Source organism: Paenibacillus oryzae, from assembly GCF_001675045.1.
GTDB lineage: Bacteria > Bacillota > Bacilli > Paenibacillales > Paenibacillaceae > Pristimantibacillus > Pristimantibacillus oryzae.
This window is the reverse complement of the sequence record NZ_LYPA01000065.1, coordinates 337,310-360,067: the sequence shown is the minus strand read 5'-3', so window position 1 is coordinate 360,067 and position 22,758 is coordinate 337,310. Positions and strand designations below refer to the sequence as shown.

Sequence of the window (22,758 nt, the reverse complement as noted above, 5' to 3'; positions counted from 1 at the left end):
TGCGCTAATCTCCAAGCAGCTTGTCCAGCGCCTCGCGGTCGCTTTCCTGCTGCTTGATGGCATTACGGATTGCCTCCGTCAGCTCTTCCGCGGAATCAGCGGCAACGATAGCGCCGTCGACCAGGGCAAATGGCGAAAGATAACATTCGCCGCAATTGCCAAGACAGCCGTATTCGGTTACTTCCAGCGTATCATCAAGCTCCAGCTCCTCCATCACGGCAAATGTGCCGCGATGCATATTGCTGGCGCAAAAATCGATCATTGGTTTTAACATGATTGTCACCTTGTTTCCAGGATGCCTCATTATCATCCATTTTCAATTGCTTCACTTTGTACTATAATAGGGGAGAAAGGAGCTGATTGCAATGAGTGAACAAGTACAAGACACAATGTACGATGAAGTGCTGGACGTACTGGATAAGCTTCGTCCATTCCTTCAACGCGATGGCGGCGACGTTGAGCTGGTTGACGTGGAGGATGGAATCGTCAAGCTTCGCCTGATGGGCGCTTGCGGCAGCTGTCCAAGCTCAACCATTACACTGAAAGCCGGCATCGAGCGCGCTTTGCTTGAAGAAGTTGACGGTGTTGTGGAAGTCGTACAAGTATTTTAATGCAGAGAGTCTTATCAGACCGAGAAGCTTCAAGCTGCTTGGATTAGATAAGGCTCTTTTTTTTGAGCAGCATGAAGGGAAAAAGCCGGCTTTTCGCATGATGTTATGCGCAGCCGGCTTTTTGTAAAATGGACTTTTCGGACAGCCCCTACATCAAATCTTTAATATTGGCGCGGATGGGATCAAACCCCCCGGTTACGTCAATAACGTTCCCCGTCAAAAAGCTGGAGTCCTTCATACACAAAAACTGAATAACCCGAGCAACATCTTCTCCCGTGCCGGGCCGGCCAAGCGGAGAATCGGGGTCCTGCTCGTCCTTGGCCTCCGCTATCGTCCTTTCCTTGTTCACTCCTCGAATATCGCCAGGCCCAATCAGATTCACCGTAATCCCAAAGGGAGCTTCCTCAACAGCTAATGATTTGGTAAAGGATACAAGGCCGGTTTTAGCTGCGGCGTAAACCGCCCGATGAGGCCATGCCCTTGCTTCATTGGCATGGCCAAAGCCGAAGTGAATAATTCGTCCCCACCTGCGCTCCCGCATATACGGCAATAACCGATGATCAAGCAGCATCACGCTCAGCAGGTTGCCGTTCATCAAACGGATAATGGTTTCTTCATCGTATTCACTAAACAGCTTGCGTTTGCGCACAAAGGGCCCTGCATTATTAACGAGGATATCGACGCCGCCCACCCAAGCTTCAGCAGCGTCAGCCAGCTTATGGGCACCAGCCGTCGTAGCGATATCCGCTTGCACGGTAATGGCTTTAACTCCAAGCTCCTCAATGGTTGCTTTAACCTCTCGCGCTTCCTGCTCCGATTCCAAATAATTGATGATCAGATCGCATCCTTGCTCCGCAAGCTGCAAGGCGGTACGTTTGCCAAGCCCCTTGGCGCTTCCTGTTACAAGCGCCGTCTTGCCCTTAAGCTCCACAACCATTCACCCTCCCCCGGCATTACATGATTTTAGCTCTTCATCAAGCTGCAGGCATACTGAAAAGTAAGCCGCAGTGAATCTATCGCCATGTTTAAGGCTTGATGCAAATCCTCTTCCTGAGCCTGAATATTTTCAAGACGGATTTCCTCGCCATACATACGCTGGCTTTGAATCAAATCATCCTGCATTTCGGAGTTCATATAATGGATTTCCGTATTTCTGCGCTTACGCAGTCTGCGCATCGGCTCGCTATAACGCTCCTTAATTTCATCAAGGGGCCGCCCCAGGTTGGCATGAACTCTTTTTTCCCTCATATGGCGCAGCACTGTAAAATACGAGAAGTGGGGCTTAAACCGTTCCGTCCGCAAGCCAAGCAGCTCGTTCAGCAATGTCCCCAGCTTGTCCAGCAAGGAAAAAACCCGTATAAACGCATTTTTATCAAAATAGACGTAGCGATCGTAGTTAAGCTTTTCTTCAGGCGTCATAGCCTCGACGGAGGTTGAAATAACCTTCTCCCTGAACTTGACTGATGCGTAACAGCTTTGTTCCAGTTCAATGAGAGAAGCGCGAAGACCACGAGTCCAAATATGATATTTCCGTAATTTGGCCCCCATGTCTCCCTCTCGTCCCTCGGCCAGCCTTTTGCCAATTATTCCGGAGAAACGGTCCATTAGGGAAAGCGTTTCGCCTAATGCGCCGTCCGGCACCTTTTCCGGCTCGCCAAACAGGATATGAAGCATAGCTTATTGCCTCCTACAGCTTGAATTCGTTCCAGGTCCCTGTTCTTGCGCGAGCGCGTCGAGCAGGCTTGCAATCACAGGGAAAGGGCTGCCCTTCACAGTGGTGAAAAGCAGCGCCGTTCCTTCCTCTTCTATAGCTCTGCATTAAATTCAGATCTAGATAATTTGCATAAACCTGCTGGTTTCATTGTCTTTTCTTAAGCCGCCATGATGTTATCAACACATCAAGCAAATAACCAAACAGGAATACAATAATCAAATTGTGAAGAAGGTTGGAGAAAATGTAGATGTTTTCATTGCCGATCGTCCATGTCAGGAAAGCCCCGCTCCAAATTTGGAGCAATACTAGCCCAAGCACCCAGCCCGACGTTTTCTGCAGATGGTTGTTTTCCAATTTAAGCTTGAGAATATGGAAATAGAGCTCGGCAATCATAATAGTCAAAATCACCGCAGCCACCCTATGGATAAATACAGGGCCAGCTGTGCCGGTCAAATCAGGCACAACTTGTCCGTTGCAAAGCGGCCAGCCTTGACATCCGCCAGCTGTATCCGTATGGCGGATATATGCGCCCAGATAAATAACCACGTAGCAAAATAGGGATGTCGCCAGCGCCCGCGGCATAATGGACCCCGGTACTCTATAAGCTTTCGGCAGCCCGTTGCGTGTCCGATACATCCAGATCACCAGCAGGAACGTGGCGGCGAATGCAATAATGGATATGCCAAAATGAATGGCTAATATCGGCGGAGATTGGGGCCACATCACCGCCGCGGCTCCCATTAAAGCTTGAATGATCGTAAACAAAAGGGCAAATCCCGCATAATAGAGCGGCTCGCGGAAAACGTCGCGGTTAGTTCGGTACTTTAAGAATACCGCAATCGCTACCCCAAGCACAAGAAAACCTTCGACAGCGCTAACAACCCGGTGTGAATATTCAATCATCGACTCCATTGTGTAAGCAGGAATAAACTTTCCGTTGCAAAGCGGCCAATCGTCCCCGCAGCCCCGTCCCGATTCGGTTTTGGTTACAAGCGCTCCTGCCAGAAGCACCAATAACATACCGATGGACGATGCGATGGCAAAAGCGCGCAAACGCCGGGTTACCATTTAAAATCACCTATTTTCCGTAGACTATGTCAGTACAATTATAGCGATAACGGTTTTTAAAAGCCATGTTGAAAATGTGACGATTCCTACTATTGCCATTCCGGAATGTCCTGAAAACAGCAAGGTCCGCCAGCGCATCGTCCTTATCGATGCGTCCGGCGGACCTTTATGGCAACCTTGACCGTTCCAGCTTCACACCTGTTTGCTTTGCCAGAACCGTGGTTATTCTTTGCCCAAGCTACCCGCTACGGCAATGCTTCTATCCACAAACTGCTCTATTTCATCCCTTGTTTTGCGAAGCTTGCTGACAAAGCGGATTAGCTCCTTCCCATCCTTGAACGCAATAAAGCTGGGAATGCCCAATATATTGAGCTCGGAGCACAAATCAGGCAAATCGTCACGGTCAATTTCAAAAAATTTGACTACATCGCTATATTTCTGCTCAAGCTCCGGCATAAACGGGTCGATAAAATGACAGTCCTTGCACCAGGTCGTTTTGAAAACGGCAATGCTCAGACCTTCCGAGGATACCGCTTCGCGAAATTGTTCATCTGTCGTCAGTTTTTCCATGCTGATTCGCTCCGTCCTTGTACACTAATTTTTGCCCCGGCCTTGCTTGCCGGGGCTCGATTGCAAGCTTTATAGCTCGCGTTCAATAACAAGCTCTTTAATGTCCTCGTAAAGGGGTTCCCAGCTAATATCTGCGCCAAGCGCCTCCGCAAGCTTGCGGGCAGGCACATACACGCTGCCGTTTATTTTGGTTGCCGGGAATGGCCAAATCTCCGTTACACCGTTTACGACTGCTTTATCACTGCCGACCTTAACCTTAATTGTTGTATCGGTCAAAGCATCGTATAGCGTAGCTGTTTTTGATGCCGCATCATAGCTGATTTCCGCTCCAAAGGCTTCGCCAACATCACGAAGCGACACAATGGTGATGTAGCCTGGAACAATGATTGGCGGGTTGTAATAATCATCACTATAGGCTGAGTAAGTTTGACGCGCCATATGCAATTCGTTTTTGAGCAGGCTGTAGAGATCGGAATTTTCATCAAAATAACCCAATATCTCATAGTTTTCAAGCCAGGTAAGCTCTTCCGCGTCAACCGCATTTTCAGCTGCAACGGCTTTATCAGCGGTTACGGCTCCGCCCACATTCCACTGTTCGTTCTCAACCTTCACCGTAAAGCCCGTAAATGGCTGATAATAGCCCTCTTCCTCCTGCTCGGCGAGCGTTGGATCGGTATAACTTACCTCAGCCTGCGATTTGCGAATATCCAGCTTGCTATCCACATAAAAGCTGGCTTTTAGCTTCAGCGCATCCGTAAATACGCCACTGCTTGCCAAATATTCGTTTTGTTTATCCTGTTTAAGCTCCTCTTGCATATCTTTCATGAAAGCAACCATTTCCTGAGCCATTTCATCCGCAATTTCATCGGCGGTTGGAGCATCCAGCGAATCGCTGCTAGCAAAAGGATTTTCTACTCCCAGAACCCCCCACAGCTCGGGCTCGTCGCTCATCAGCTGCACAAAACCTTTAATCATTGCTTTCAGCCCCGCTTCATCCTTGAGCAGCGCCTCCAAATAACCTTCCACCCATGCCAGCATTTCCTCGCCGTTCATCTCAAAGCTGGCGTGCAGCAAGCTAACCTGCTGGCCGTTAATGGACTCCGTAACAGGAGCAACCTTAAGCCCCTTCGGGTTCGGCAGGTTATTAATAGCATAACCGCCGATTAAATCAGTCAGCTTGAAGCCCAGCTCTGTAAGCGACTGCTCCGTTTCAGGCGTCAGCTCTCCGTCAAACGTCTGCCCTGTCACTTCAAGCAAGCCTTCGCTTGTCAAATCAAGCACAAACGGAGCTTTTGCCCCCTCCAGCTCCATAACAAGCGTTTCCTTATCCTGCTTGACAATAAAGCCAATGTTGTATTTGTCTCCCAAAATCAATTTGCCTTTAATGGATACATGATTGCGGTCCTGCTGCTTCATTTCATCAAACTTCAGTGTAATATTCGAGAACAGACGGAGCAGTCCTATTTCGTCCTCGTTATAATCTCCGCTGTCCAATGCGGCTTCGTTAAGCTGCAAATTAAATTGAACGGAGCCTTTGCTTTCGCTGGAAGTCACCTTAAGCGACTGAATAAGCGCTTTATTAAAGTCAAGTCCGCCAATTGCCTGACAACCTGCCGCGATTAGCAATACGGAGGCAAGCAACAGCAAGCCCAGTCTGGTCCGCATTGAACGAAAAATTCTGTTATTCATAAATTCCCTCCAGTTTCTTTATTAAAATAAATGCTATGTAGCGCTCTATTATTGTACAGGAGCCAAAGAGGTCTTGTAAATGATGGAAACCCATGAAAAAGCGGACATGTCTGCCCATGTCCGCTCCTATTGGATGCGTTGCCCTGCTACCCTCCGGCTTTAAGCCGTCCGCCCGGCACCAGCTTCATCAGACGCTGGAACGGCTTGCGCAGACGTCCTGGAAGCGATGAAACATCGTCAGCCGTAATAACCCGCAGCATGATGAGCAGAACGAAATACAAACCTCCTACAACAATAGCAGCCGTACCGGCGGCCAGGAAATAGGACAGCTTGGCTGGCAATCCCTTGCTCAGCTCCAGCATACCGTATTCCGCGCCCCATCCGGCTAATGCCGAAATGGCAACAGCGGCGATATACGGCAGCCAGCGTTTGCCGAAAACAACAAGCTTGACTTCGCGGTTGATGTGGCGAAGGTTAAGCAGTGTAACAGCGGCAAAGCAAACCGTCGACCCGATGATCATGCCGAATATACCCATAAGCGGAGCAAGAGCGATACTAGCCACAACCTTAAGCCCAAGTCCAATTAATGTGTGTCGCATGGACACCCTTTGCTTGCTCATTCCATACAGGATGGAGTTTGAGGTCATCATTGTAATTTGCAGAATTGTACCCGCCGTAAGCGCCGCTACAACCTCATAGCCGGAAGTGCCTTTGAAAAGCAATCCGGTAATGGAGAAGGACGCAATGCTGAGCAGGAGAGCAATTGGAACGCCCGTAAAGCAAACAATTCGCATCACCATGGAGGCTTGCCGCTGAACCACGTTCATATTGCGCAAGGAATAGGCGGAAGCAATTATCGGAATGATGGATGAACCAAGCGCAATTGCCAAAATAGGCGGAATGCCGGCAAGAGAAATCGCCTTGATGCCGAAGTCCTTTTTTATATCCAAAGCCATCTGAAGACCGTAATAGCTCTCCGTCAATCGCGGAATTAGCGCTGTATCAAATAGATAAACAAGATTTACCGCCATCGAGGTAATGATTGCGGGCAAGGACATCGCAAAAATTTCGCGATATATATTTCGGTATTTTAGCGGTTCACGGCTGCCGGCATTTCGTGCGGGTCCCATCAAAGCGGCGGTGGCTTCCGCCCCCGCAACGCCGTTAGCCTGTTCGGCATCATCCTGACGCTTTAGCCTGCGGCCAAACCGCAGCATAACGACCAATGCTCCTATGCCGCCAAACACAGTGCCGAATGATACGGCCGCTGCTACCCAGCGCTCGCCCCAGCCCAGCTGAAGCACAATCAAGCCTAGGCCAATCCCCAGCAGAACGCGCAGAAATTGCTCGACAATTTGAGAGGTTCCGCCTGCGGCCATCATTTGCCTGCCTTGATAATACCCCCGCATCATGGCAATGATCGGAAAAAACAGCAATGCAGGCGCAATGGCTCTGACCGCAAGCACACTGCCTTCGCCTTTGGTCAAGGTTGCGTATGCGGGCGCCAGCATATACAAGGCAATTGCCAGAATGAGGCCGGCTGCTGCGCCAAACACCAATCCCGCATGGAAAATCCGTTTGGCCTCGTCGGGGCGTCCTAACGCAAACCGCTCCGACACCATTTTGCTGATCGCGCTGGGAAATCCCGCGGTTGCTATAAGCAGCAAAAGCAAATAAATATTGTTGGCGTCCGTAAAGGCATTGCTGCCCTCCGTGCCCAGCATGTAGTCGAGCGGAATACGCTGGAACAGGCCTAGCGCCCGGGCTGTCAGCGCCGCTGCCGCCAAAATAAGCGTACCTTTAATTAATGAGTCTTTTTTTACCATGGCATTGTGGCTTCCCGTCTTTTTAAGGTTTGACAGCTATCGGTTCAAGCGGCTTATGGTTGCCGCGAACCGGGGCCGCTGCTCCGGATGGGGCCGCCCAGCGTACGGCATTACCGATAACTTTCAGAATATCCTTGTTGTAATAGGTTGGATATGTTTCGTGCCCGGGACGGAAATAAAAGATTTTCCCTTGTCCCCTGTGGAAGGTGCAGCCGCTTCTGAACACTTCGCCGCCTTCAAACCAGCTGACAAAAACCAGCTCGTCCGGCGCAGGAATATCAAAGTGCTCACCGTACATTTCTTCCTTTTCCAGCGTAATGTGCTCCGGCACTCCCGCGGCAATTGGATGGGCGGGGTTAACGACCCATAAACGTTCCTTTTCGTCCGCCTCGCGCCATTTGAGATCGCAGCTGGTGCCCATCAATTTTTTGAACAGCTTGGAGAAGTGACCGGAGTGAAGCACGATCAGCCCCATGCCTTCCCAAACGCGCTTTTGCACGGCTTCCACAACGGCGTCATCAACCTCGTCATGCGTTTTGTGTCCCCACCAGATCAACACATCGGTGTTGGCCAGTTTCTCTGCATTCAGACCATGCTGCTCCTCCTGCTGCGTTGCCGTGGATATGTGCAAATCATCTCCTGCAAGCCCCATTTTCAAAGCGGCATGTATGCCGTCGGGATATATGCTTTTGACGATTTCATTATGATGCTCATGCCAATATTCGTTCCAAATGGTTAATCTGATCATACATTCCCGCCTCGATTTCATAGTTGTTAAAAAACGAGCCACAGTATAAAAGCGATAATCATAACAAGCTGCAAAATGATTTTGACCACAACGCTGGTAAAGAGGCCAACTAAAGCTCCCCAGCCCGCTTTAATGGACTGCTCCAGGCTTCTGCCCGCAATGAGTTCTCCAATTACCGCGCCGCCAAACGGTCCGATGATGAGGCCATATACCGGAATGACGAATGGACCGGCAATCAATCCGATCGTGCTGCCCACCACGGATGCTTTTGTTCCCCCGAATCGCTTGACGCCCCATGCGCTGACGGCATAATCCGCGATAAACAAAATAATGACAATCAAGCTTTGGATCGTCCAGAACCAAAACCCGAACTCCTTGAACGAGAAAAAAAAGCCATAAACAAAAAAGGCGGCATAAATAGCCAGCGCCCCCGGCAAAATGGGATAGATCGTTCCCGCCATGCCAATCACAAAAAGCAGAATAACTAATACCCAGCCCAAAATATCCATGCCGCATCTCCTCCGTTATCAATCAGCCAATACGTAACACCTGATAGCTTCGGCAACTCCATGCTCATTATTGTCCAGCGTAACAACGTCCGCCGCTTCCTTGACCAGGTCCTGAGCATTGCCCATGGCAACGCCAAGCCCCGCTGCCTTGATTGCTTCGATATCGTTGAGGCTGTCGCCAACAGCTACCGCGTCCTGCATCCTGATGCCAAGCATGGCGCAAAGCTCCTCCATCGCGCTTGCTTTGGACACGCCAATAGGATTTAGCTCTATGTTATGGGGCGACGAGTTGCTGAGCTCCAGCGCTCCCCATGAGGCCGCTTCCTTGCGAAGCGCTTCTCTTGCGGCATCGTCCTCCGTGTAATAGCCGAATTTAAGCCAGTTGAAATCCGTGTAATCCTTGTCGGCCGCAATCCACTTTTCTTTATTATATATGCCTTCTGTTGAATACGCCCAGTACCACACCTCCGGATATTTCCGGGCCAGCTCATGCAGCTGCTTGACATAAACTGGACTTAACTCTATACGTTTGTGCAGCACATGTGGTTTCGCCCATATCTCGCCGCCGTTAACGGTAATCATCGGCGTTTCCAGGCCAAGCTGCTCCGCAAAGGGCAGCGCGCTGACAAAGCCGCGTCCGGTTGAGAAACATACCGTTACGCCCGCTTGAAGCGCCTTGGCGATCCATTCGGCATTTTCGCTGCTGATTTCACTTTGATCGTTAAGCAGCGTGCCATCCATGTCCAGTGCCACCAGCTTATAGTTTGCCATTTTGCTCCATCCCTTCTCCGTTCCTGATATACCGTCTTATTCTATCATATCTGTGCCGGAAACCAAACGGGAGAAAGGAGATTCGTCAATGTCGTCAATGTTTAGAAAAAAGAAAAGACACGCCTCGGGAGACGTGTCGGAGCATGTCGGAGCAGTCCGTATGGAAAGCAAAGGACCACTAGTTTGTTCAAATGCCTTCTAAGCGGGTCGTGGTATCGGCTTCGCTTCCCGCAATCCGCTTCATCAATGTTTTGCGCCAGCTTTCGGACAACTCCTCCACCTGCAGCATGGCCCTGGCCGCATCGGGATCATTTTTGTCCACATGCATTAGCCGATTGGCCTCTGAGACGGAAATACCGTGCGGATGCCGCTGCGTCCGGGTCAGTTTGTCCAAGCGCTCCACCTTGCCTTCCTTAAGTACGCGAAAATAAAAGCCCGTATATCCCGTCTCCTGCACCTTGACCGGCATTTCGGGAACGCCATAACGAAGCGCAAGCTTGAAGCACGGCTGGCGCGGCTGGCTAATCTGGACGACCGCTTCCCCTAACGAAAAAATATCTCCGATATGTACGTCGTCTTCCCTCAGCCCGTCAAGCGTCACATTTTCGCCAAAAGCGCCCGGCTCCAGCTTAATGTCCAGCTCACGCTCCCAGTAGGCATAATGCTCATAGGGATAAACGCATACTGCTTTATCCGCTCCTCCGTGATGAACGGTGTCGGCTTGACCATCTCCCTCAAAGTTAAGCCTGGATAAAAAAAGCGGCCCCTGCACAGGTTTTTTGAAGATACCCGTAGATACCTCCTTGCCCTTAAAGGGCATCTGCGCAGGCAAGCCGATATTCAGTGAAAGCACTGAAGCCTCAATCATCTCCGCATTCTCTCCCCGTCAATCGTTTAATGCCGCTTATTGCTTCTGAACGGAGGCAATCGCCGCCTGCGCCGCAAGACGTCTCTGTCTGAGCTTCGTCACAACAAGACCTTGCGATGGCGAAAAGAGAAACGCAGCCGCAAACAGCACAGCAACCGCAACAACCATACATCCGGCAATGGATGCATCCAGAAGAACGGAGGCCCCGTAACCAAGGAAGGTTCCGGCAACTCCGACGGCAACGCTTAAGCCAAGCATAACACCGAGCCGGTCTGTCAGCAAATAGGCGGTTGACGGCGGAATGATCAGCAAGCCGACAACCAGAATGGCGCCTACGCTTTCAAAGGAGGAAACGGTCGCCATGGACACAAGCCCCATCAGAAGGTAATGGAAAAATGCAACGGGTATGCCTACCGCCGCCGCCAGCGCCGGGTCAAAGGACGCCAGCTTGAACTGCTTATAAAACAGGCTGATTACCGCAATGATGACGACCAGCGTAAAACCTAGCAGCCAAACCGCTTTTGGTCCCATATTAACGCCGCCGAGCTCCCAAATATTCCAGTGGACAAAAGCAATTTCGCCATACAAAATTGCGTCCTGATCCAAATGAACCTGTCTGGCGAACAAGCTGACGAGAATGACTCCAATGGCAAACAGCGCGGTAAACACAACGCCGATCGAAGCATCCGACTGAATGCCGGTCCGCTGCATCAGACCAATAAGAAACGTCGTAATGAGGCCAAAAAGAAGCGCCGCGCTCATCATAAGCATGGAATCCCGGGAGCCGCTCAGCAGAAACGCGATCACAATGCCGGGCATGACGGAATGGCTGATGGCGTCGCCGATCATCGCCATTTTGCGAAGCACAAGAAAGACGCCTACGATACCGCAGCATGCCGCAACTAACGAACCCGTCAAAAGTATCCAGAAGTCGCTCATGATACGCTCTCCCCTTTCATCGCTTCCGCAATCCGCACCTCGCGCTCAGCATGATAGCTCCGTTTAACCTTTTGTCTAAGCAGCCATTTGGCCAGCAAACCTCTCTCCGGTCCAAGCAGCACCGAAGCCGCAAAAAACAAAGTAGCCGCCAATACCGTAACCGGCCCTGTCGGCAGGTTGGAGACGGAGGAGCTAATCCAGGCGCCAAGTCCGCCGCTTAACGCTCCGATCATGCCGGATAGTGTCACCATAATGCCAAGCGTGTTAGTCCAGTAGCGGGCGGATACGGCCGGTGTAATGAGAAGCGCGGCAATAAGCACAACCCCAACGGCCTGAATGCCGATTACAACGGCAACGACGACCAGAAGCATCAACAGCTGCTCCAGCAAGCCGACCCGGTAGCCAAGCCCTTTTGCAAAGCCGGGATCAAAGGAGATCAGCTTGAATTGCTTGAACAACAAGCTGCAAATTCCGACCAGAACGGCGGAGATGACGGACATGGTTATAACGTCGCCGCCCACCATAGCGGCAGCCTGCCCGAACAAAAACTTGTCCAAGCCGGCTTGGTTGCCATAATCGCCATGCTGGATAAAGGTAAGCAATACGATGCCGAGTCCAAAAAATGAAGATAAAACAATACCAAGCGCCGCATCCTGCTTCAGCTTGGTATGTCTTGTAATAAAGCTGATGCCAAACGTTGCCAGAAAGCCTGCCGCCGCAGCTCCAACGAGAAACACGCCTATGGATTTGACGCCCGTCAGCATAAAGGCTATGCAGATGCCGGGCAATGCGGCATGCGCCAGCGTATCGCCAACCAGGCTTTGCTTGCGCAAATACGAGAAGCTCCCGATTACGCCGCTGCTAAGCCCCAGCAGCATGCAGCCCAGAAAAATCCAGCGCATATTGGGATCGCCAAGCATAGCGAAAAAGTTATTCATAAGCTTACACCCCCGTGAGCCTCAGTCGCTCCCGCCGCAATGGTGTGATCCAGAAACGCCAGCCTTCCGCCATAGGTATGCTGGAGCATATCCTGTGTAAACACTCTGGAGGTAGGCCCAAAGCCTTTTAACTCTACATTAAGCAGCAGCACGGAGTCGAAATATTGCTGAACCGTCGCCAAATCGTGATGGACCACGATAACCGTTTTCCCGTTTTTTTTCAGCTCCTGAAGCAGCGTAATAATGGCCTTTTCCGTCGCTGCGTCTACGCCTGCAAAAGGTTCGTCCATAAAATACAGCTTGGCGTTTTGCACAAGCGCGCGGGCCAGAAAAACCCGCTGCTGCTGGCCGCCCGAAAGCTGGCTGATTTGCCTGTCGGCGTAATCCGCCATTCCGACCTTGCGCAGGCATTCCATCGCTTCGGCCTTTTCCTTGGCGCCGGGGCGGCGTATCCATCCCAGCCGTCCGTAAGTGCCCATCAGCACAACGTCAAGCGCATTGGTTGGAAAATCCCAATCCACCGATTCGCGCTGCGGCACATAGCCGATCAATCTGCGCTGCTCGCTGCAAGGTTTTCCGTAGACCAGCACCTCGCCGGAAATGCTTGGAATAAGTCCCAGAGCCGCCTTCATCATTGTTGATTTGCCCGCTCCGTTTGGCCCGATGACGCCAATCAGCTCTCCTTCATTCACTTCAAAGGTGACATCGCGAAGCACCGGTTTTTTCTGGTAAGCCACGCTTAAACCCGACACGCTAAGCGGGGAAGTCGCTCCGGAGGGAGCCTTTACGCCGCCAGCTCCATGCTGGTGTAGTTTATCTAATGTTTTCATTCCCGTCGCTTCCTTCCTTAAGAGGATATTTATTTAAGGGCTTTTACAATCGTGTCTACGTTATGGCGAACCATTCCGATGTAGGTGCCTTCCACGGTTCCTTCATCCCCCATTGCATCAGAGAAAAGCTCGCCTCCGATAGATACCTCATGTCCCAATGTGCGCGCTCCTTCTATGACCGACTGAATGGACTTGGAGGATACGCTGGATTCGATAAAAACAGCTTTGATTTCATTTTTTACTAGAAAGTCCCGCAGCTCGCTTACATCCTTGGAGCCGTATTCCGACATGGTATTCATACCCTGCAATCCTGTTACCTGGAGGCCATAAGCTTCACCGAAGTAACCAAACGCATCATGGGCTGTGACCAGTATACGGCTTTTTTCCGGTATTTGTGCAATCTGCTCCTGTGCGTATTGATCCAGCTTCTCCAATTCGTTTAAGTATGCCGCCGCATTTTGCTCGTAGGCTGCCGCGTTTTGGGGGTCCTTCTCCGATAATGCGTCGCGAATCGTTTCTACTGCCGACATCCACAATTTGACGTTAAACCAGATATGGGGATCGTGCACGGCCTCGCCCTTTGCCGCCGGATCGCCATGCAGGAGCGACTCATCAATGTTTGCTGAAACGGCTACAACAGGTTTTCTTTTCTCCAGCTTCTCAAAGATTTCACCCATTTTCCCTTCCAGATGAAGGCCATTGTAAAAGATGATGTCTGCACCGTCGAGCTTCTTGACATCGCCCTGCGACGCTTTATACAAATGCGGGTCGATGCCTGGGCCCATCAGCCCCGTTACGATGACATGCTCGCCGCCAACATTGGCGGCGGCATCCGCGATCATGCCGGTTGTCGCTGTCACCCTCAGCTTGCCGGATTCCCCATCCTTTTCTCCGTTACCGTTAGTACCGCTGCAAGCCGCCAGTGCTGCAGCCATTGTCAAAAACAAGATCGACATTATAAAACGGCGCACGGCCGAATTGACTTTATACTTTTTTTTCCTCATGAATTAGTCCCTCCCCATTTTTTGCATCAAAGACGTTTATTTTGTTCAGCGCCTCTTTTTTAATAATACACAAAAATGTTTCTCTTGTGCAACATTTATTTTTAAAACAAAAAAGAACCGAAGAACGCCGTGGTTTACGGTCATTCTTCGGCCCTATCGGGATTTTGTCCTAATTATTGAGAGTTTGCGGTTGCTTCTCCATTCGGCTCCGCATTGTCCCCTGCATCCTCAGCAGAGCCGGCCGCATCCCCATTAGCGGAACTCCCGTCCTGCTTCGTTGCAGCCTCCGGCTTTTTGGGAACGCCAGTCAAGCCAATATAGTCATCGTAGGCGTCAAAAATCTTTCGCGCGATCGGCGCTGCGCCATAACCGCCGAACCCGCCGTCCGGCACAACAACCGCTACGGCAAGCTTGGGATTTTTGGCGGGCGCATAGGCGATAAATACCGCGTTTTCCGCCATCCGTTTGGCAACCTGCTGCTGCGACGTACCCGTTTTGCGGTTGAATTCGTATGGAAAGTCATCAAAGCCCCGGACATTAACCTGGGACATGCCTTGTTCGATTTGCTTCCAATAAGCTTCATCATACTGTACTTCGTTCAAAATTTCGGTTTTATAGCTTTGCAGCAAATTGCCGTCGGCATCCCTGATTTCATTAACGAATTGCGGCTTAAGGCGTTTGCCCCGATTCGCCAGCATAACCGTATATTGCGCAAGCTGCAAGGCCGTATAACGCCCCTGCTGACCAAAGGAGGCTTGAACCAAGGCGGATTGGGCGCTTGCCCGCTCAGCTTCTCCGAAATACTCGATGACGCCTTTGGATTCGCCGCGCAGGCCGCTGCCCGTCAAAACGCCAAGTCCAAACTGCTTCATATAGTCATCCCATATTTCAACAGATGATTTACCGTCAACCTCCCCCCTCAAAAAAAGCTTGTTGCCCACCATTGCCGCCATAAAAGGGTTGGAGGAATATCGAATGGCGTCTGCGCCGGTTATAGAGCCAAAAGCTTTGAATTGGGAATTCCGGATATTTGTTTCATAACCTTTTCTGCCATACGTAAAAACACCCGTATCGGTATAACGTGTTGATGTCGTAAACAAACCTTCATTCAGGCCAATTAGCACGGTCAGGGGTTTCATAGTGGACCCCAGCGGCACAATGGAGGATGGATGCTGGTTCCGCTCTTCGTCGGTTTTGTAAGGACCGTATACTGAGCGAATCGTGCCGTTAGCAAGAACGTAGCCAAAATTGGCGTAATCCTCTGCGCTGATGCTTCCCCCAGCCCAAATATTAGGGTCGTAATCCGGCATGCTGGCCATCGCGACCACCTTACCGGTTTCTACCTCCATTGCTACCGCAAACCCGGTTTGGGCATCCTTCGCTCTTTCGTATTTATCCGTAGAGGTTCTGATTTTGGCCAGATGATCCATAATGGCTTGCTCGGTCAACAGCTGAACATCCTTGTTGATGGTCAAATAAAGATCCGCGCCTTTTTCCGGGTTGGTAATTTGCACCGGACCGATAATTTGCTCTTTATTGTTAACCGGGAAGGATTTTAGTCCGTTTTTGCCCCTCAGCACATCCTGGTACATAAATTCAAGACCGTCCAGTCCTACCTCTTCCTCTTCAAGATACTTCAGCAGTTTATTCTCTTCCTTCATTTTTTCCATATAAAAAGGATCGTCTACCCGAACACCCTTATATTTTTTCAAATAACCGACAAGCTGAACAGCAATAGAATCTTTATCATAATTGCGGACGCTTTCCTCCATAATCTGGACACCCTTGAAGGCCGTACGATTCTCCATAAAATAAGCAATTTCTTTGTTGCTCAAGCCCGATTTAATACGTCTAGGCACAGAAATAATGTTTCGGCGGAAATCAAGGTCCATCTGGAAAATAACGTCTTCTTCGGTCATCGCCTTTTCGGGATCGCCATATTCATTAAATATTTTAGCCAGCTCCTTGGCCGTCTCACGAGCCAGCTCATCCGAGTTTTTCCCTGGCTGAATGCTGTAATAAAGCGACTGGGTTGAGGTGGAATAAGCAATGGGATAACCATTGGCATCATAAATGTTACCTCGAATTGGCGGAATTTCGGTACTCCTGGTGCCTTTGCGGGCGCCTTCCGCGCTTAGCGTTGGTCCTTCAACAAATTGCAGTACGGCCAGCTTCACAATTAAAAGACTGAACAACGCAAATGTAATAAAGAAAAAAAAGTTTAACCGGAAAGAAAAATTCCGCCTGTTGTCGATTTCACGCTTTTGATGATCGTCCTGCATATTTCCCACTCCCTATACTGAACCCAGGCATTCCATGTTGCCGTTGTTATTGAAATATTCGTACCATAAACTCACTATTACTTGCTTTTAGCCTCGTCTATAAATCCCTGAATGGTGCTATCCAGCTGAAGGGTAATCGCCGGCGCACCCTTGAGCGAAACCTTCACTTCGGCGGAACCGGTTTTGCCCGTTAATTCAATGTTGTCCGTTGTAATAGTAAAGGTTCCGTCCGAACCCGCTTTGTACTCCGCTTTGTCCGCTTCGCCAAGCATAACATTTACCGCTTCCTGCTTAACCGTGTCCACGACCTTGCTGCCAAGCTCTTTCACATCGTCCAGCGTATATCCGCTGTACAGCACAAGTCCAATCACGACAACAGCCACAAGCGCCCATTTGACGACCGTTTTGACAATTCTCACAATCAGAAACAGCACAAGCAAAGCAATAGCGATAATCAGCCAGTTTTCCTGAAAAAAAGTAGTCCATGTCTCTGTATCATACGATGAAAAATCAAGAAAGCTCATCCATACCCCTCCATTATATACCTAGCTTATATGTATTACAAAACATTATAGCCTACCCCGAACGGTCCGTAAACGCCACTGTCTTCGTTGGCGGCAAGACATATCCCGTCCCATTATGGCGTACAAGTAGATAACGGACTTTTTCAAACGATAGGAGGCCGCAGCCGTGAAAACCGCACTTTGGCTATATCTGTTTTTGTTTGTAGCGTTTTTTGATTTGCATGCCCAATATCCCATATTGACGCCGTTTGCGATCTCGATCGGGGCAGCTCCCTCCTTTATCGGTCTGATGATGGGCATGTATTCCATTACCCATCTGCCTGGCAACGTCATTGCCGGTTACGGGGTGGACAGGTTCGGCAGCCGTCTCTTTATCGTATTCAGCCTGTTGGGGGCCGGCATTATTTTGCTCTTCCAGGCTTATGTCACAGACCCTTGGCAGCTGCTCCTGCTTCGTTCAATCAGCGGCTTTGTGCTGGCTTTTTTGTCGCCCGCTTGCTTGGCGCTGTTGGCCAGGCTGACCACCGACCCGGAGGGTCAAGGAAAGCTGATGGCAGGCAATGGACTGGTGCATACGCTGGCCGCAGTTGTATCTCCCGCGGCAGGCGCTTATCTGGTTGCCAAAATCGGGTTTTCAACCGCTTTTACCGTGCTGGGCTGGGTTCTGGTTGTCACCGCACTATGCGCGTTGATTTTTATTCGGGATATTCATGCCAGAATGAACGAAAAGGCAGCTGCTCTCCCGAACCGCGTCAAAAAGCCGCTTCAGCCAAAAAACACGCTTAAGGACGCTAATGTGCCAATTGTTGTTTATTTGCTTCCCGTTGCGTTAAGCTGCGCGCAAGGCATCCTTAGCTTTGAGCTGCCGCTTATGGCAAGCAGCAAGGAAGGCATGCTTACGACCGGATTGCTGTTTTCAGTAGTCAGCATCGGAGCGCTGGTTACGCTAAGCATGCTTTTCCTGAACCGTCTACCTTCCTTTCAGCGGACGCTCTGGGGGGCATTATGCCTGGCGCTTGTATATTTCGGTATCGCTACGGGCTTTCCGCTCCCCCTTGCCGTTATGCTGCTTGGCGTTGGAATGGCAAAAGGCATCATTATGCCCGCCATGTCCACGCTGCTGATCGAGCTGAGCGGCGGCGCAAGATACGGGCGAACCTTTTCCATTTTGGCTATCGCCTTTTCGATCGGCTCCTTCCTTGGACCAATGCTGGCGGGGCAGTTGAGGGATCATATCTCTCCCTATTACATCGCGTTTCTAGCCTTGATGACGGCGCTGCTTTTTTTACCCTTCTGCCGAACCCGTTCCATCGCGCCTGCCGCACCCAATTTTCATAAAGCTGGGTAGACGCACAAGGCATATTCCATCTGCCAGCATAGGATACATTGTGCCTAGCGGCGGCAGCCCTCGAGCAACAAGAGACTGCAACACGGCGCATTGGCTTCATGGACCAAGGAGAGGGGTGACTCCGGAGATGGGTGGCGTATCCAGAGGATTTGGCTGTCATGGACATTCTAACATCGGCACTGTGCTTGTATTGTATATTTTGCTCGTTGTCATCTTATGTGTCGGCTTCTGCTGGTAATCATCTTTTTTGACTAATGTGCAAACAGACAAATGACGGTTCAACCCTCGGTTGAACCGTCTTTCCTGCTGCGATAAAATAGGATAATAAATTATGTGGAGGACAAGCATGGACAGTGTCATTATCGTAGAAGGAAAAAACGACAGAAGCAGACTTCGCCGGGTATTGGATAGCAGCGTGCCTATCTACTGCACCTTCGGAACGCCGGGCACAGAACAGCTGGAAAAGCTGAGACGAGAGGTGGGAGACCGGCAGGTTTTTCTGTTTACCGACAACGATTCCTCCGGCAAACGAATCAGGGGCATTCTCCGTGATCTGTTCCCGGATGCGGAGCATATTTATACACGAAGGGGCTATTCCGGCGTGGAGCATACCCCGGAAGAGTATTTGATAGCTCAATTGGAAAAGGCGGGATTCGAGGCGCAGATTATGTATCCCGCGACCGATCCCGCCACACAATGGAGCAAAGACGAATTTTAATTGCTTAAAAAAGCTTATTGACCCGGGAAACGATGTAGTCTACCGTCTGATCATCGGTTCCGCTTATCCACTCTCTTATCTCGCCATTTTGGTCAACCAGTACAATCAGATTGGAATGGATAAACGTGTTTTCTTTCTCCAGCTTTTTGACCCCGATATTAAATGCATCGGCAAGCTCTGTTGTCGCTTGCTCCTCGCCCCTCAAAAAATGCCATCCGTCAAAATCGACATCCAGCCTTTTGGCAAAGTTTTCGATCACCTCTGGCGTATCCCGCTCCGGATCAAATGTGATGGATATCATTTCCACCTTGCTAGGCAGTTTTCCTTGTTCCTGAAGCTTGTCCTGAACGCCGGACAGCAAAAAGGTGGTTGGAGGGCAAACATCAGGACAGTTGGCAAAATAAAAATAAACAAGCCTTACTTTTCCTGCTGTTGAATCCAGCGAAACAACATTCCCTTTAATATCCTGCATCTCGAATGCAGGCGCAGCTCCAAGCATCGGCAGCGGCTCCGCGGGCTTGATAACATAGGTGAACAGAAGATAAACCCCCATGGCCGCGCATAAAGACAGTACTGCAATCTTAAATCCATGCCTTTTTAAAAAGCTCATGCCTAACACTCCCATTCGCCATCATTTCGCCCTCCATAATATCAGGCGTGAGGTGTGTTGGCAATCATTGCAACAAAAACAATCATTAAATAATTAACGGAGATCAAAAAATTGACCTTGGCCCATTTTTCCGTATCCTTGGCTTTTATGCCGCCGATGGTGTGAATTAGCCATGCAATGGTGAGCAAGCCGGCAATAATCAGAAAATAAATGCCCGAATAACCATATACATACATAAAGATGACAGCCGGAACAAGCAGCAAAACATAAGGAATCATTTGAAGCTTGGTCCGTTTGACTCCTTTGACAACGGGAAGAAGCGGAAACCCGGCTTCACGGTATTCCTCGACTCTGCGGATGGCAAGCGACCAGAAATGCGCGGGCTGCCACAGAAACAGAAGCGCGAACAGCAGCCATGCTCCCATATCCGCCTCGCCGGTTACGGCGCAATATCCGATAACCGGAGGCATCGCCCCTGCCACTCCCCCAACGGAAGTGCTCCAGGTTGATGTCCGTTTAAGCCACAGCGTATAAATGACAATGTAAAAAAACCAGCCAAGCAAGCCCAGCCACCCCGTAATGGGGTTGACCAGCAGAAACAAAACCGCTATCCCCGCAACACCCATCGCAAGGCCGTAAGCCAGCACCACGGGCGGGCTGATCCGGTTCATGGGTACGGCTCTGCCTCTCGTTCGATCCATTTTCAAGTCGAGCTCCCGGTCCCAATAATTGTTGATTACCGTCGAGGAAGCCATGGTCAACGTGGAGCCAATCAGCATCCAGAGCATCAGCAAGAAATCAAAATCCCACTTAGACGCCACCCAAAAGCCGCCGAAAGCAGCAAAAATATTTAGTCTAAGAAGCCGTGGTTTCGTCAGTGTTATTAAATCTTTCAGCACAAAGCTAGCCTCCCGAGTTATACGACAGACATGTGAGTCGTTTAACATTCATTCATGAATCGTTTCTAATGATACCGAAAAAAGGCTATCGTGACAACGCTCACCTGTTTTGTTCATCAATTCGACACTGAAATTGTGACAAATCATGATGCACCAAATTGACTTTCTCTCCATACGTTATCCATGTGGGGCATCGCCTATTAGTGACAGTTCAAAAAGTCGCCTTAATGAGCTCAAATGGCAGTTATCAAGGCCAACTCGGAAGATACCAAGGTGCTCGCGCGGCTGATGAGGGCAGAGGCCGCTTCAAATCGCATTGTTTTTTTGTGCCTGAAGCAGGCGAATGTCCGGTCGTTTATTAAAATCGAAAGCGAGGATTACATTTATGAGCAACTACAGCTACAAGCAAGGAGCCAACATGGCGGCTATGCAAAATGCCGCAATGCCTAACGCTAACGCGATGTATGGCATGCAAGGCGGATATACGCCTTATGGTTATTATGGGCAAAGCCCATATGGAACGGGACATATGGCAACCATGCAGGCGGCGGTTCCGCCCACAGCTACAAGCGGGGGATACATGACGCCGTCGGGTACCAATTATACGACGCAGCCATCACGGGAAGAATCCTATGTGGAAAATATTTTGCGCCTGAACAGAGGCAAAACGGCTACCTTCTATATGACATACGAAAACAACCGCGAGTGGAACGCCAAAATCTTCAAGGGCGTAATTGAAGCGGCTGGCCGGGATCATATTATTATTAGCGACTCGGCAACTGGCATGCGTTATCTGCTGCTGATGCTGAATCTTGATTATGTTACGTTCGACGGGCCAATCAACTATGAATACCCGTTCCAGGGCGGCGTTGTCACTCCCGGAACGCCAATGAGCTAACAATGAGATAACGGTTTAAAGGCTAGATCGGCTTAAAGGTCCATACATGCAGCTTCGCCTCTCCCCCGGCGATCCATTGCGAAACGGCATGCCAGGAAGAGCGCTCCCCGCAGCGCTCTTCTTTTATTGCGTCCGCCTCCTCCTGGCTTTGCGCAGTCCATATCTCCACAAAAAGCTCGCGCTGATCACTGCCTTCATAAACCTTCACGCGGCTTTCCTGCTCCACCAGTTTATTAACGAAAGCCAGATACGGCTCCCTGTGCTCCGGCATGATTTTGTATTCTGCAAAACAAATGTACATTTGGCGTCAGTCCCCTCTTTTTCATCCTCATAAAGTTTCCTGCCATCGCGGATACTAAGCCCACAACCCTCAAGGAGGCTTATACATGGATACTGGCACACATCTGGTCATGGGCATTGGCCTTGCCGGTCTGGCGATGGTTGATCCCGTAGTGGCGGCAAGTCCCGCCGTCCATACAGCAGTGCTGATCGGGACCGTGGCTGGCTCGCAGGCTCCCGATTTGGACAATCTGCTCCGGCTGCGCGGCAATGCGTGTTATATCCGCAATCATCGCGGCATTTCCCATTCCATCCCCGCCATTCTGGCATGGACAGCTGTCATCACCATTTTGCTGCAATTGATTTATCGGGGAGGATTGCCTTGGCTTCATATCGCCGGCTGGACGCTGCTGGCGGTTTCGCTTCATGTGTTAACGGATCTGTTTAATTCATATGGCACTCAGGCCATGCGCCCCTTTAACGAAAAGTGGATTTCGTGGAATATCATCCACATTTTTGATCCCGTCATTTTTACCGCCCATATCATCGCCATATTGGCTTGGGCAGCGGGAATTGCCGATCCGGCTGTGCTATTTCCGGTTATGTACCTTTTTCTTGGCGTATATTTTGCATGGCGCACTGCCTCGTCCCGCAAAACGGTAGAGCGGCTGCAGCGGATAGACAAATCCTACAGGAGCGGCGATACGTACATGGCGATTCCAACCATATCGTTATCCATCTGGAATATTGTTAAGGAGGACCGCGATGGCGTGTTTCATGTAGGCACCCTGCGCAACGACTCCTTGCATTGGGTCGATCGGGTGCGCTGCTCCAGCCATCCCGCCGTAGAAAAGTCAAAAAGCGACCCCGCCATCGCTTCATTTCTCTATTTTACCAGCTTTGCGTGCGCCGATGTCAAAGAGCATGACTGGGGCTTCGAGGTGCGCTGGTCCGACGTGCGTTACCGTCAGCGGAAGCAATATCCTTTTGTCGGCGTGCTGCTTATGAACAAGCATTATGAAACCATCGGCTCCTACGTAGGCTGGCTCAGCGACGAGCGGCTGTCCAAGCGGCTTCGGATGGAGACGTATTGAATCCTTGAAATGACGGCATTG

The 22,758-nt window shown here is 50.4% G+C and carries 25 protein-coding genes; 5 read left to right on the top strand and 20 right to left on the bottom strand.

Annotated elements, in window-relative coordinates:
- Positions 1-4 precede the first annotated feature (4 nt).
- Positions 5-274 (bottom strand): YuzB family protein, encoded by a 270-nt coding sequence (locus A7K91_RS17590; RefSeq protein WP_068685245.1) that lies wholly within the window; start codon positions 272-274, stop codon positions 5-7.
- A gap of 91 nt (positions 275-365) precedes the next feature.
- Between A7K91_RS17590 and A7K91_RS17585 the strand changes: the two genes are divergently transcribed.
- Complete coding sequence (locus tag A7K91_RS17585) at positions 366-611, top strand: NifU family protein (RefSeq protein ID WP_068685047.1); 246 nt, start codon at positions 366-368, stop codon at positions 609-611.
- A gap of 148 nt (positions 612-759) precedes the next feature.
- On the opposite strand, the gene A7K91_RS17580 is transcribed toward A7K91_RS17585, so the two are convergent.
- The 16 genes from A7K91_RS17580 to A7K91_RS17505 form a co-directional block, all read right to left on the bottom strand.
- Positions 760-1,548 carry an SDR family oxidoreductase gene (locus tag A7K91_RS17580; protein WP_068685045.1) on the bottom strand — a complete coding sequence of 263 codons (789 nt, stop codon included), beginning with the start codon at positions 1,546-1,548 and terminating at the stop codon, positions 760-762.
- Between the two features lie 26 nt (positions 1,549-1,574).
- The gene (locus A7K91_RS17575; protein ID WP_068685043.1) at positions 1,575-2,285 is read right to left on the bottom strand and encodes a Cthe_2314 family HEPN domain-containing protein; all 711 of its coding nucleotides are present in this window, start codon (positions 2,283-2,285) and stop codon (positions 1,575-1,577) included.
- A 184-nt stretch (positions 2,286-2,469) separates the two neighbouring features.
- Entirely contained in the window at positions 2,470-3,393 is a 924-nt protein-coding gene (locus tag A7K91_RS17570) for a COX15/CtaA family protein (protein WP_068685041.1), read from the bottom strand.
- Positions 3,394-3,615: 222 nt separating this feature from the next.
- Positions 3,616-3,963, bottom strand: coding sequence for a thioredoxin family protein (locus A7K91_RS17565; RefSeq protein ID WP_068685039.1), 348 nt, complete (start codon positions 3,961-3,963; stop codon positions 3,616-3,618).
- Between the two features lie 69 nt (positions 3,964-4,032).
- Positions 4,033-5,652, bottom strand: coding sequence for a copper amine oxidase N-terminal domain-containing protein (locus tag A7K91_RS17560; protein WP_068685037.1), 1,620 nt, complete (start codon positions 5,650-5,652; stop codon positions 4,033-4,035).
- A 146-nt stretch (positions 5,653-5,798) separates the two neighbouring features.
- Positions 5,799-7,478 carry a putative polysaccharide biosynthesis protein gene (locus A7K91_RS17555; protein ID WP_068685035.1) on the bottom strand — a complete coding sequence of 560 codons (1,680 nt, stop codon included), beginning with the start codon at positions 7,476-7,478 and terminating at the stop codon, positions 5,799-5,801.
- A 22-nt stretch (positions 7,479-7,500) separates the two neighbouring features.
- Positions 7,501-8,226, bottom strand: coding sequence for a ThuA domain-containing protein (locus A7K91_RS17550; protein WP_068685033.1), 726 nt, complete (start codon positions 8,224-8,226; stop codon positions 7,501-7,503).
- 26 nt (positions 8,227-8,252) lie between these two features.
- Positions 8,253-8,735, bottom strand: a complete 483-nt coding sequence (locus tag A7K91_RS17545) for a DUF456 domain-containing protein (protein WP_068685031.1) — start codon at positions 8,733-8,735, stop codon at positions 8,253-8,255.
- A gap of 18 nt (positions 8,736-8,753) precedes the next feature.
- Entirely contained in the window at positions 8,754-9,506 is a 753-nt protein-coding gene (locus A7K91_RS17540) for a Cof-type HAD-IIB family hydrolase (RefSeq protein ID WP_068685029.1), read from the bottom strand.
- A gap of 187 nt (positions 9,507-9,693) precedes the next feature.
- Complete coding sequence (locus tag A7K91_RS17535) at positions 9,694-10,374, bottom strand: MOSC domain-containing protein (RefSeq protein WP_068685027.1); 681 nt, start codon at positions 10,372-10,374, stop codon at positions 9,694-9,696.
- A gap of 36 nt (positions 10,375-10,410) precedes the next feature.
- Complete coding sequence (locus A7K91_RS17530; protein WP_068685025.1) at positions 10,411-11,313, bottom strand: metal ABC transporter permease; 903 nt, start codon at positions 11,311-11,313, stop codon at positions 10,411-10,413.
- On the bottom strand, positions 11,310-12,251 hold the full coding sequence (locus tag A7K91_RS17525) for a metal ABC transporter permease (protein ID WP_068685023.1): 942 nt from the start codon (positions 12,249-12,251) through the stop codon (positions 11,310-11,312). The genes A7K91_RS17530 and A7K91_RS17525 overlap by 4 nt, the downstream gene beginning before the upstream one ends.
- Entirely contained in the window at positions 12,248-13,081 is an 834-nt protein-coding gene (locus tag A7K91_RS17520) for a metal ABC transporter ATP-binding protein (protein ID WP_082967538.1), read from the bottom strand. The genes A7K91_RS17525 and A7K91_RS17520 overlap by 4 nt, the downstream gene beginning before the upstream one ends.
- A 29-nt stretch (positions 13,082-13,110) precedes the next feature.
- The gene (locus tag A7K91_RS17515; protein WP_068685022.1) at positions 13,111-14,085 is read right to left on the bottom strand and encodes a metal ABC transporter solute-binding protein, Zn/Mn family; all 975 of its coding nucleotides are present in this window, start codon (positions 14,083-14,085) and stop codon (positions 13,111-13,113) included.
- Positions 14,086-14,258: 173 nt separating this feature from the next.
- Positions 14,259-16,367, bottom strand: coding sequence for a peptidoglycan D,D-transpeptidase FtsI family protein (locus tag A7K91_RS17510; protein WP_068685020.1), 2,109 nt, complete (start codon positions 16,365-16,367; stop codon positions 14,259-14,261).
- A gap of 77 nt (positions 16,368-16,444) precedes the next feature.
- Positions 16,445-16,891 (bottom strand): hypothetical protein, encoded by a 447-nt coding sequence (locus A7K91_RS17505; RefSeq protein ID WP_068685018.1) that lies wholly within the window; start codon positions 16,889-16,891, stop codon positions 16,445-16,447.
- Positions 16,892-17,057: 166 nt separating this feature from the next.
- On the opposite strand from A7K91_RS17505, the gene A7K91_RS17500 reads away from it, so the two are divergent.
- Positions 17,058-18,239, top strand: a complete 1,182-nt coding sequence (locus A7K91_RS17500; protein ID WP_068685016.1) for an MFS transporter — start codon at positions 17,058-17,060, stop codon at positions 18,237-18,239.
- A 346-nt stretch (positions 18,240-18,585) separates the two neighbouring features.
- Positions 18,586-18,957 carry a ribonuclease M5 gene (locus tag A7K91_RS17495; protein WP_068685014.1) on the top strand — a complete coding sequence of 124 codons (372 nt, stop codon included), beginning with the start codon at positions 18,586-18,588 and terminating at the stop codon, positions 18,955-18,957.
- 4 nt (positions 18,958-18,961) lie between these two features.
- On the opposite strand, the gene A7K91_RS17490 is transcribed toward A7K91_RS17495, so the two are convergent.
- Together A7K91_RS17490 and cyoE are read right to left on the bottom strand one after the other, a co-directional pair.
- Complete coding sequence (locus A7K91_RS17490) at positions 18,962-19,567, bottom strand: SCO family protein (protein WP_068685012.1); 606 nt, start codon at positions 19,565-19,567, stop codon at positions 18,962-18,964.
- 41 nt (positions 19,568-19,608) lie between these two features.
- Entirely contained in the window at positions 19,609-20,514 is a 906-nt protein-coding gene (cyoE, locus tag A7K91_RS17485; protein ID WP_082967536.1) for a heme o synthase, read from the bottom strand.
- A 394-nt stretch (positions 20,515-20,908) separates the two neighbouring features.
- Between cyoE and gerQ the strand changes: the two genes are divergently transcribed.
- Positions 20,909-21,364: a spore coat protein GerQ gene (gene gerQ, locus A7K91_RS17475; RefSeq protein WP_156739639.1), complete on the top strand. Its 456-nt coding sequence runs from the start codon at positions 20,909-20,911 to the stop codon at positions 21,362-21,364.
- Positions 21,365-21,386: 22 nt separating this feature from the next.
- On the opposite strand, the gene A7K91_RS17470 is transcribed toward gerQ, so the two are convergent.
- Positions 21,387-21,665, bottom strand: coding sequence for a hypothetical protein (locus tag A7K91_RS17470; RefSeq protein ID WP_068685006.1), 279 nt, complete (start codon positions 21,663-21,665; stop codon positions 21,387-21,389).
- 85 nt (positions 21,666-21,750) lie between these two features.
- On the opposite strand from A7K91_RS17470, the gene A7K91_RS17465 reads away from it, so the two are divergent.
- On the top strand, positions 21,751-22,737 hold the full coding sequence (locus A7K91_RS17465) for a metal-dependent hydrolase (RefSeq protein ID WP_068685004.1): 987 nt from the start codon (positions 21,751-21,753) through the stop codon (positions 22,735-22,737).
- Positions 22,738-22,758 lie beyond the last annotated feature (21 nt).

Bases quoted from the DNA above. Each gene is read 5' to 3' on its own strand.
- A7K91_RS17570 (WP_068685041.1), bottom strand. From the start codon at position 3,393: ATGGTAACCCGGCGTTTGCGCGCTTTTGCCATCGCATCGTCCATCGGT.
- A7K91_RS17515 (WP_068685022.1), bottom strand. From the start codon at position 14,085: ATGAGGAAAAAAAAGTATAAAGTCAATTCGGCCGTGCGCCGTTTTATA.
- A7K91_RS17520 (WP_082967538.1), bottom strand. From the start codon at position 13,081: ATGAAAACATTAGATAAACTACACCAGCATGGAGCTGGCGGCGTAAAG.
- A7K91_RS17470 (WP_068685006.1), bottom strand. From the start codon at position 21,665: ATGTACATTTGTTTTGCAGAATACAAAATCATGCCGGAGCACAGGGAG.
- A7K91_RS17550 (WP_068685033.1), bottom strand. From the start codon at position 8,226: ATGATCAGATTAACCATTTGGAACGAATATTGGCATGAGCATCATAAT.
- A7K91_RS17545 (WP_068685031.1), bottom strand. From the start codon at position 8,735: ATGGATATTTTGGGCTGGGTATTAGTTATTCTGCTTTTTGTGATTGGC.
- A7K91_RS17535 (WP_068685027.1), bottom strand. From the start codon at position 10,374: ATGATTGAGGCTTCAGTGCTTTCACTGAATATCGGCTTGCCTGCGCAG.
- A7K91_RS17540 (WP_068685029.1), bottom strand. From the start codon at position 9,506: ATGGCAAACTATAAGCTGGTGGCACTGGACATGGATGGCACGCTGCTT.
- cyoE (WP_082967536.1), bottom strand. From the start codon at position 20,514: ATGTTAAACGACTCACATGTCTGTCGTATAACTCGGGAGGCTAGCTTT.
- A7K91_RS17495 (WP_068685014.1), top strand. From the start codon at position 18,586: ATGGACAGTGTCATTATCGTAGAAGGAAAAAACGACAGAAGCAGACTT.
- A7K91_RS17560 (WP_068685037.1), bottom strand. From the start codon at position 5,652: ATGAATAACAGAATTTTTCGTTCAATGCGGACCAGACTGGGCTTGCTG.
- A7K91_RS17490 (WP_068685012.1), bottom strand. From the start codon at position 19,567: ATGAGCTTTTTAAAAAGGCATGGATTTAAGATTGCAGTACTGTCTTTA.
- A7K91_RS17465 (WP_068685004.1), top strand. From the start codon at position 21,751: ATGGATACTGGCACACATCTGGTCATGGGCATTGGCCTTGCCGGTCTG.
- A7K91_RS17575 (WP_068685043.1), bottom strand. From the start codon at position 2,285: ATGCTTCATATCCTGTTTGGCGAGCCGGAAAAGGTGCCGGACGGCGCA.
- A7K91_RS17580 (WP_068685045.1), bottom strand. From the start codon at position 1,548: ATGGTTGTGGAGCTTAAGGGCAAGACGGCGCTTGTAACAGGAAGCGCC.
- A7K91_RS17505 (WP_068685018.1), bottom strand. From the start codon at position 16,891: ATGAGCTTTCTTGATTTTTCATCGTATGATACAGAGACATGGACTACT.
- A7K91_RS17590 (WP_068685245.1), bottom strand. From the start codon at position 274: ATGTTAAAACCAATGATCGATTTTTGCGCCAGCAATATGCATCGCGGC.
- A7K91_RS17510 (WP_068685020.1), bottom strand. From the start codon at position 16,367: ATGCAGGACGATCATCAAAAGCGTGAAATCGACAACAGGCGGAATTTT.
- gerQ (WP_156739639.1), top strand. From the start codon at position 20,909: ATGCCTAACGCTAACGCGATGTATGGCATGCAAGGCGGATATACGCCT.
- A7K91_RS17555 (WP_068685035.1), bottom strand. From the start codon at position 7,478: ATGGTAAAAAAAGACTCATTAATTAAAGGTACGCTTATTTTGGCGGCA.
- A7K91_RS17565 (WP_068685039.1), bottom strand. From the start codon at position 3,963: ATGGAAAAACTGACGACAGATGAACAATTTCGCGAAGCGGTATCCTCG.
- A7K91_RS17530 (WP_068685025.1), bottom strand. From the start codon at position 11,313: ATGAGCGACTTCTGGATACTTTTGACGGGTTCGTTAGTTGCGGCATGC.
- A7K91_RS17525 (WP_068685023.1), bottom strand. From the start codon at position 12,251: ATGAATAACTTTTTCGCTATGCTTGGCGATCCCAATATGCGCTGGATT.
- A7K91_RS17585 (WP_068685047.1), top strand. From the start codon at position 366: ATGAGTGAACAAGTACAAGACACAATGTACGATGAAGTGCTGGACGTA.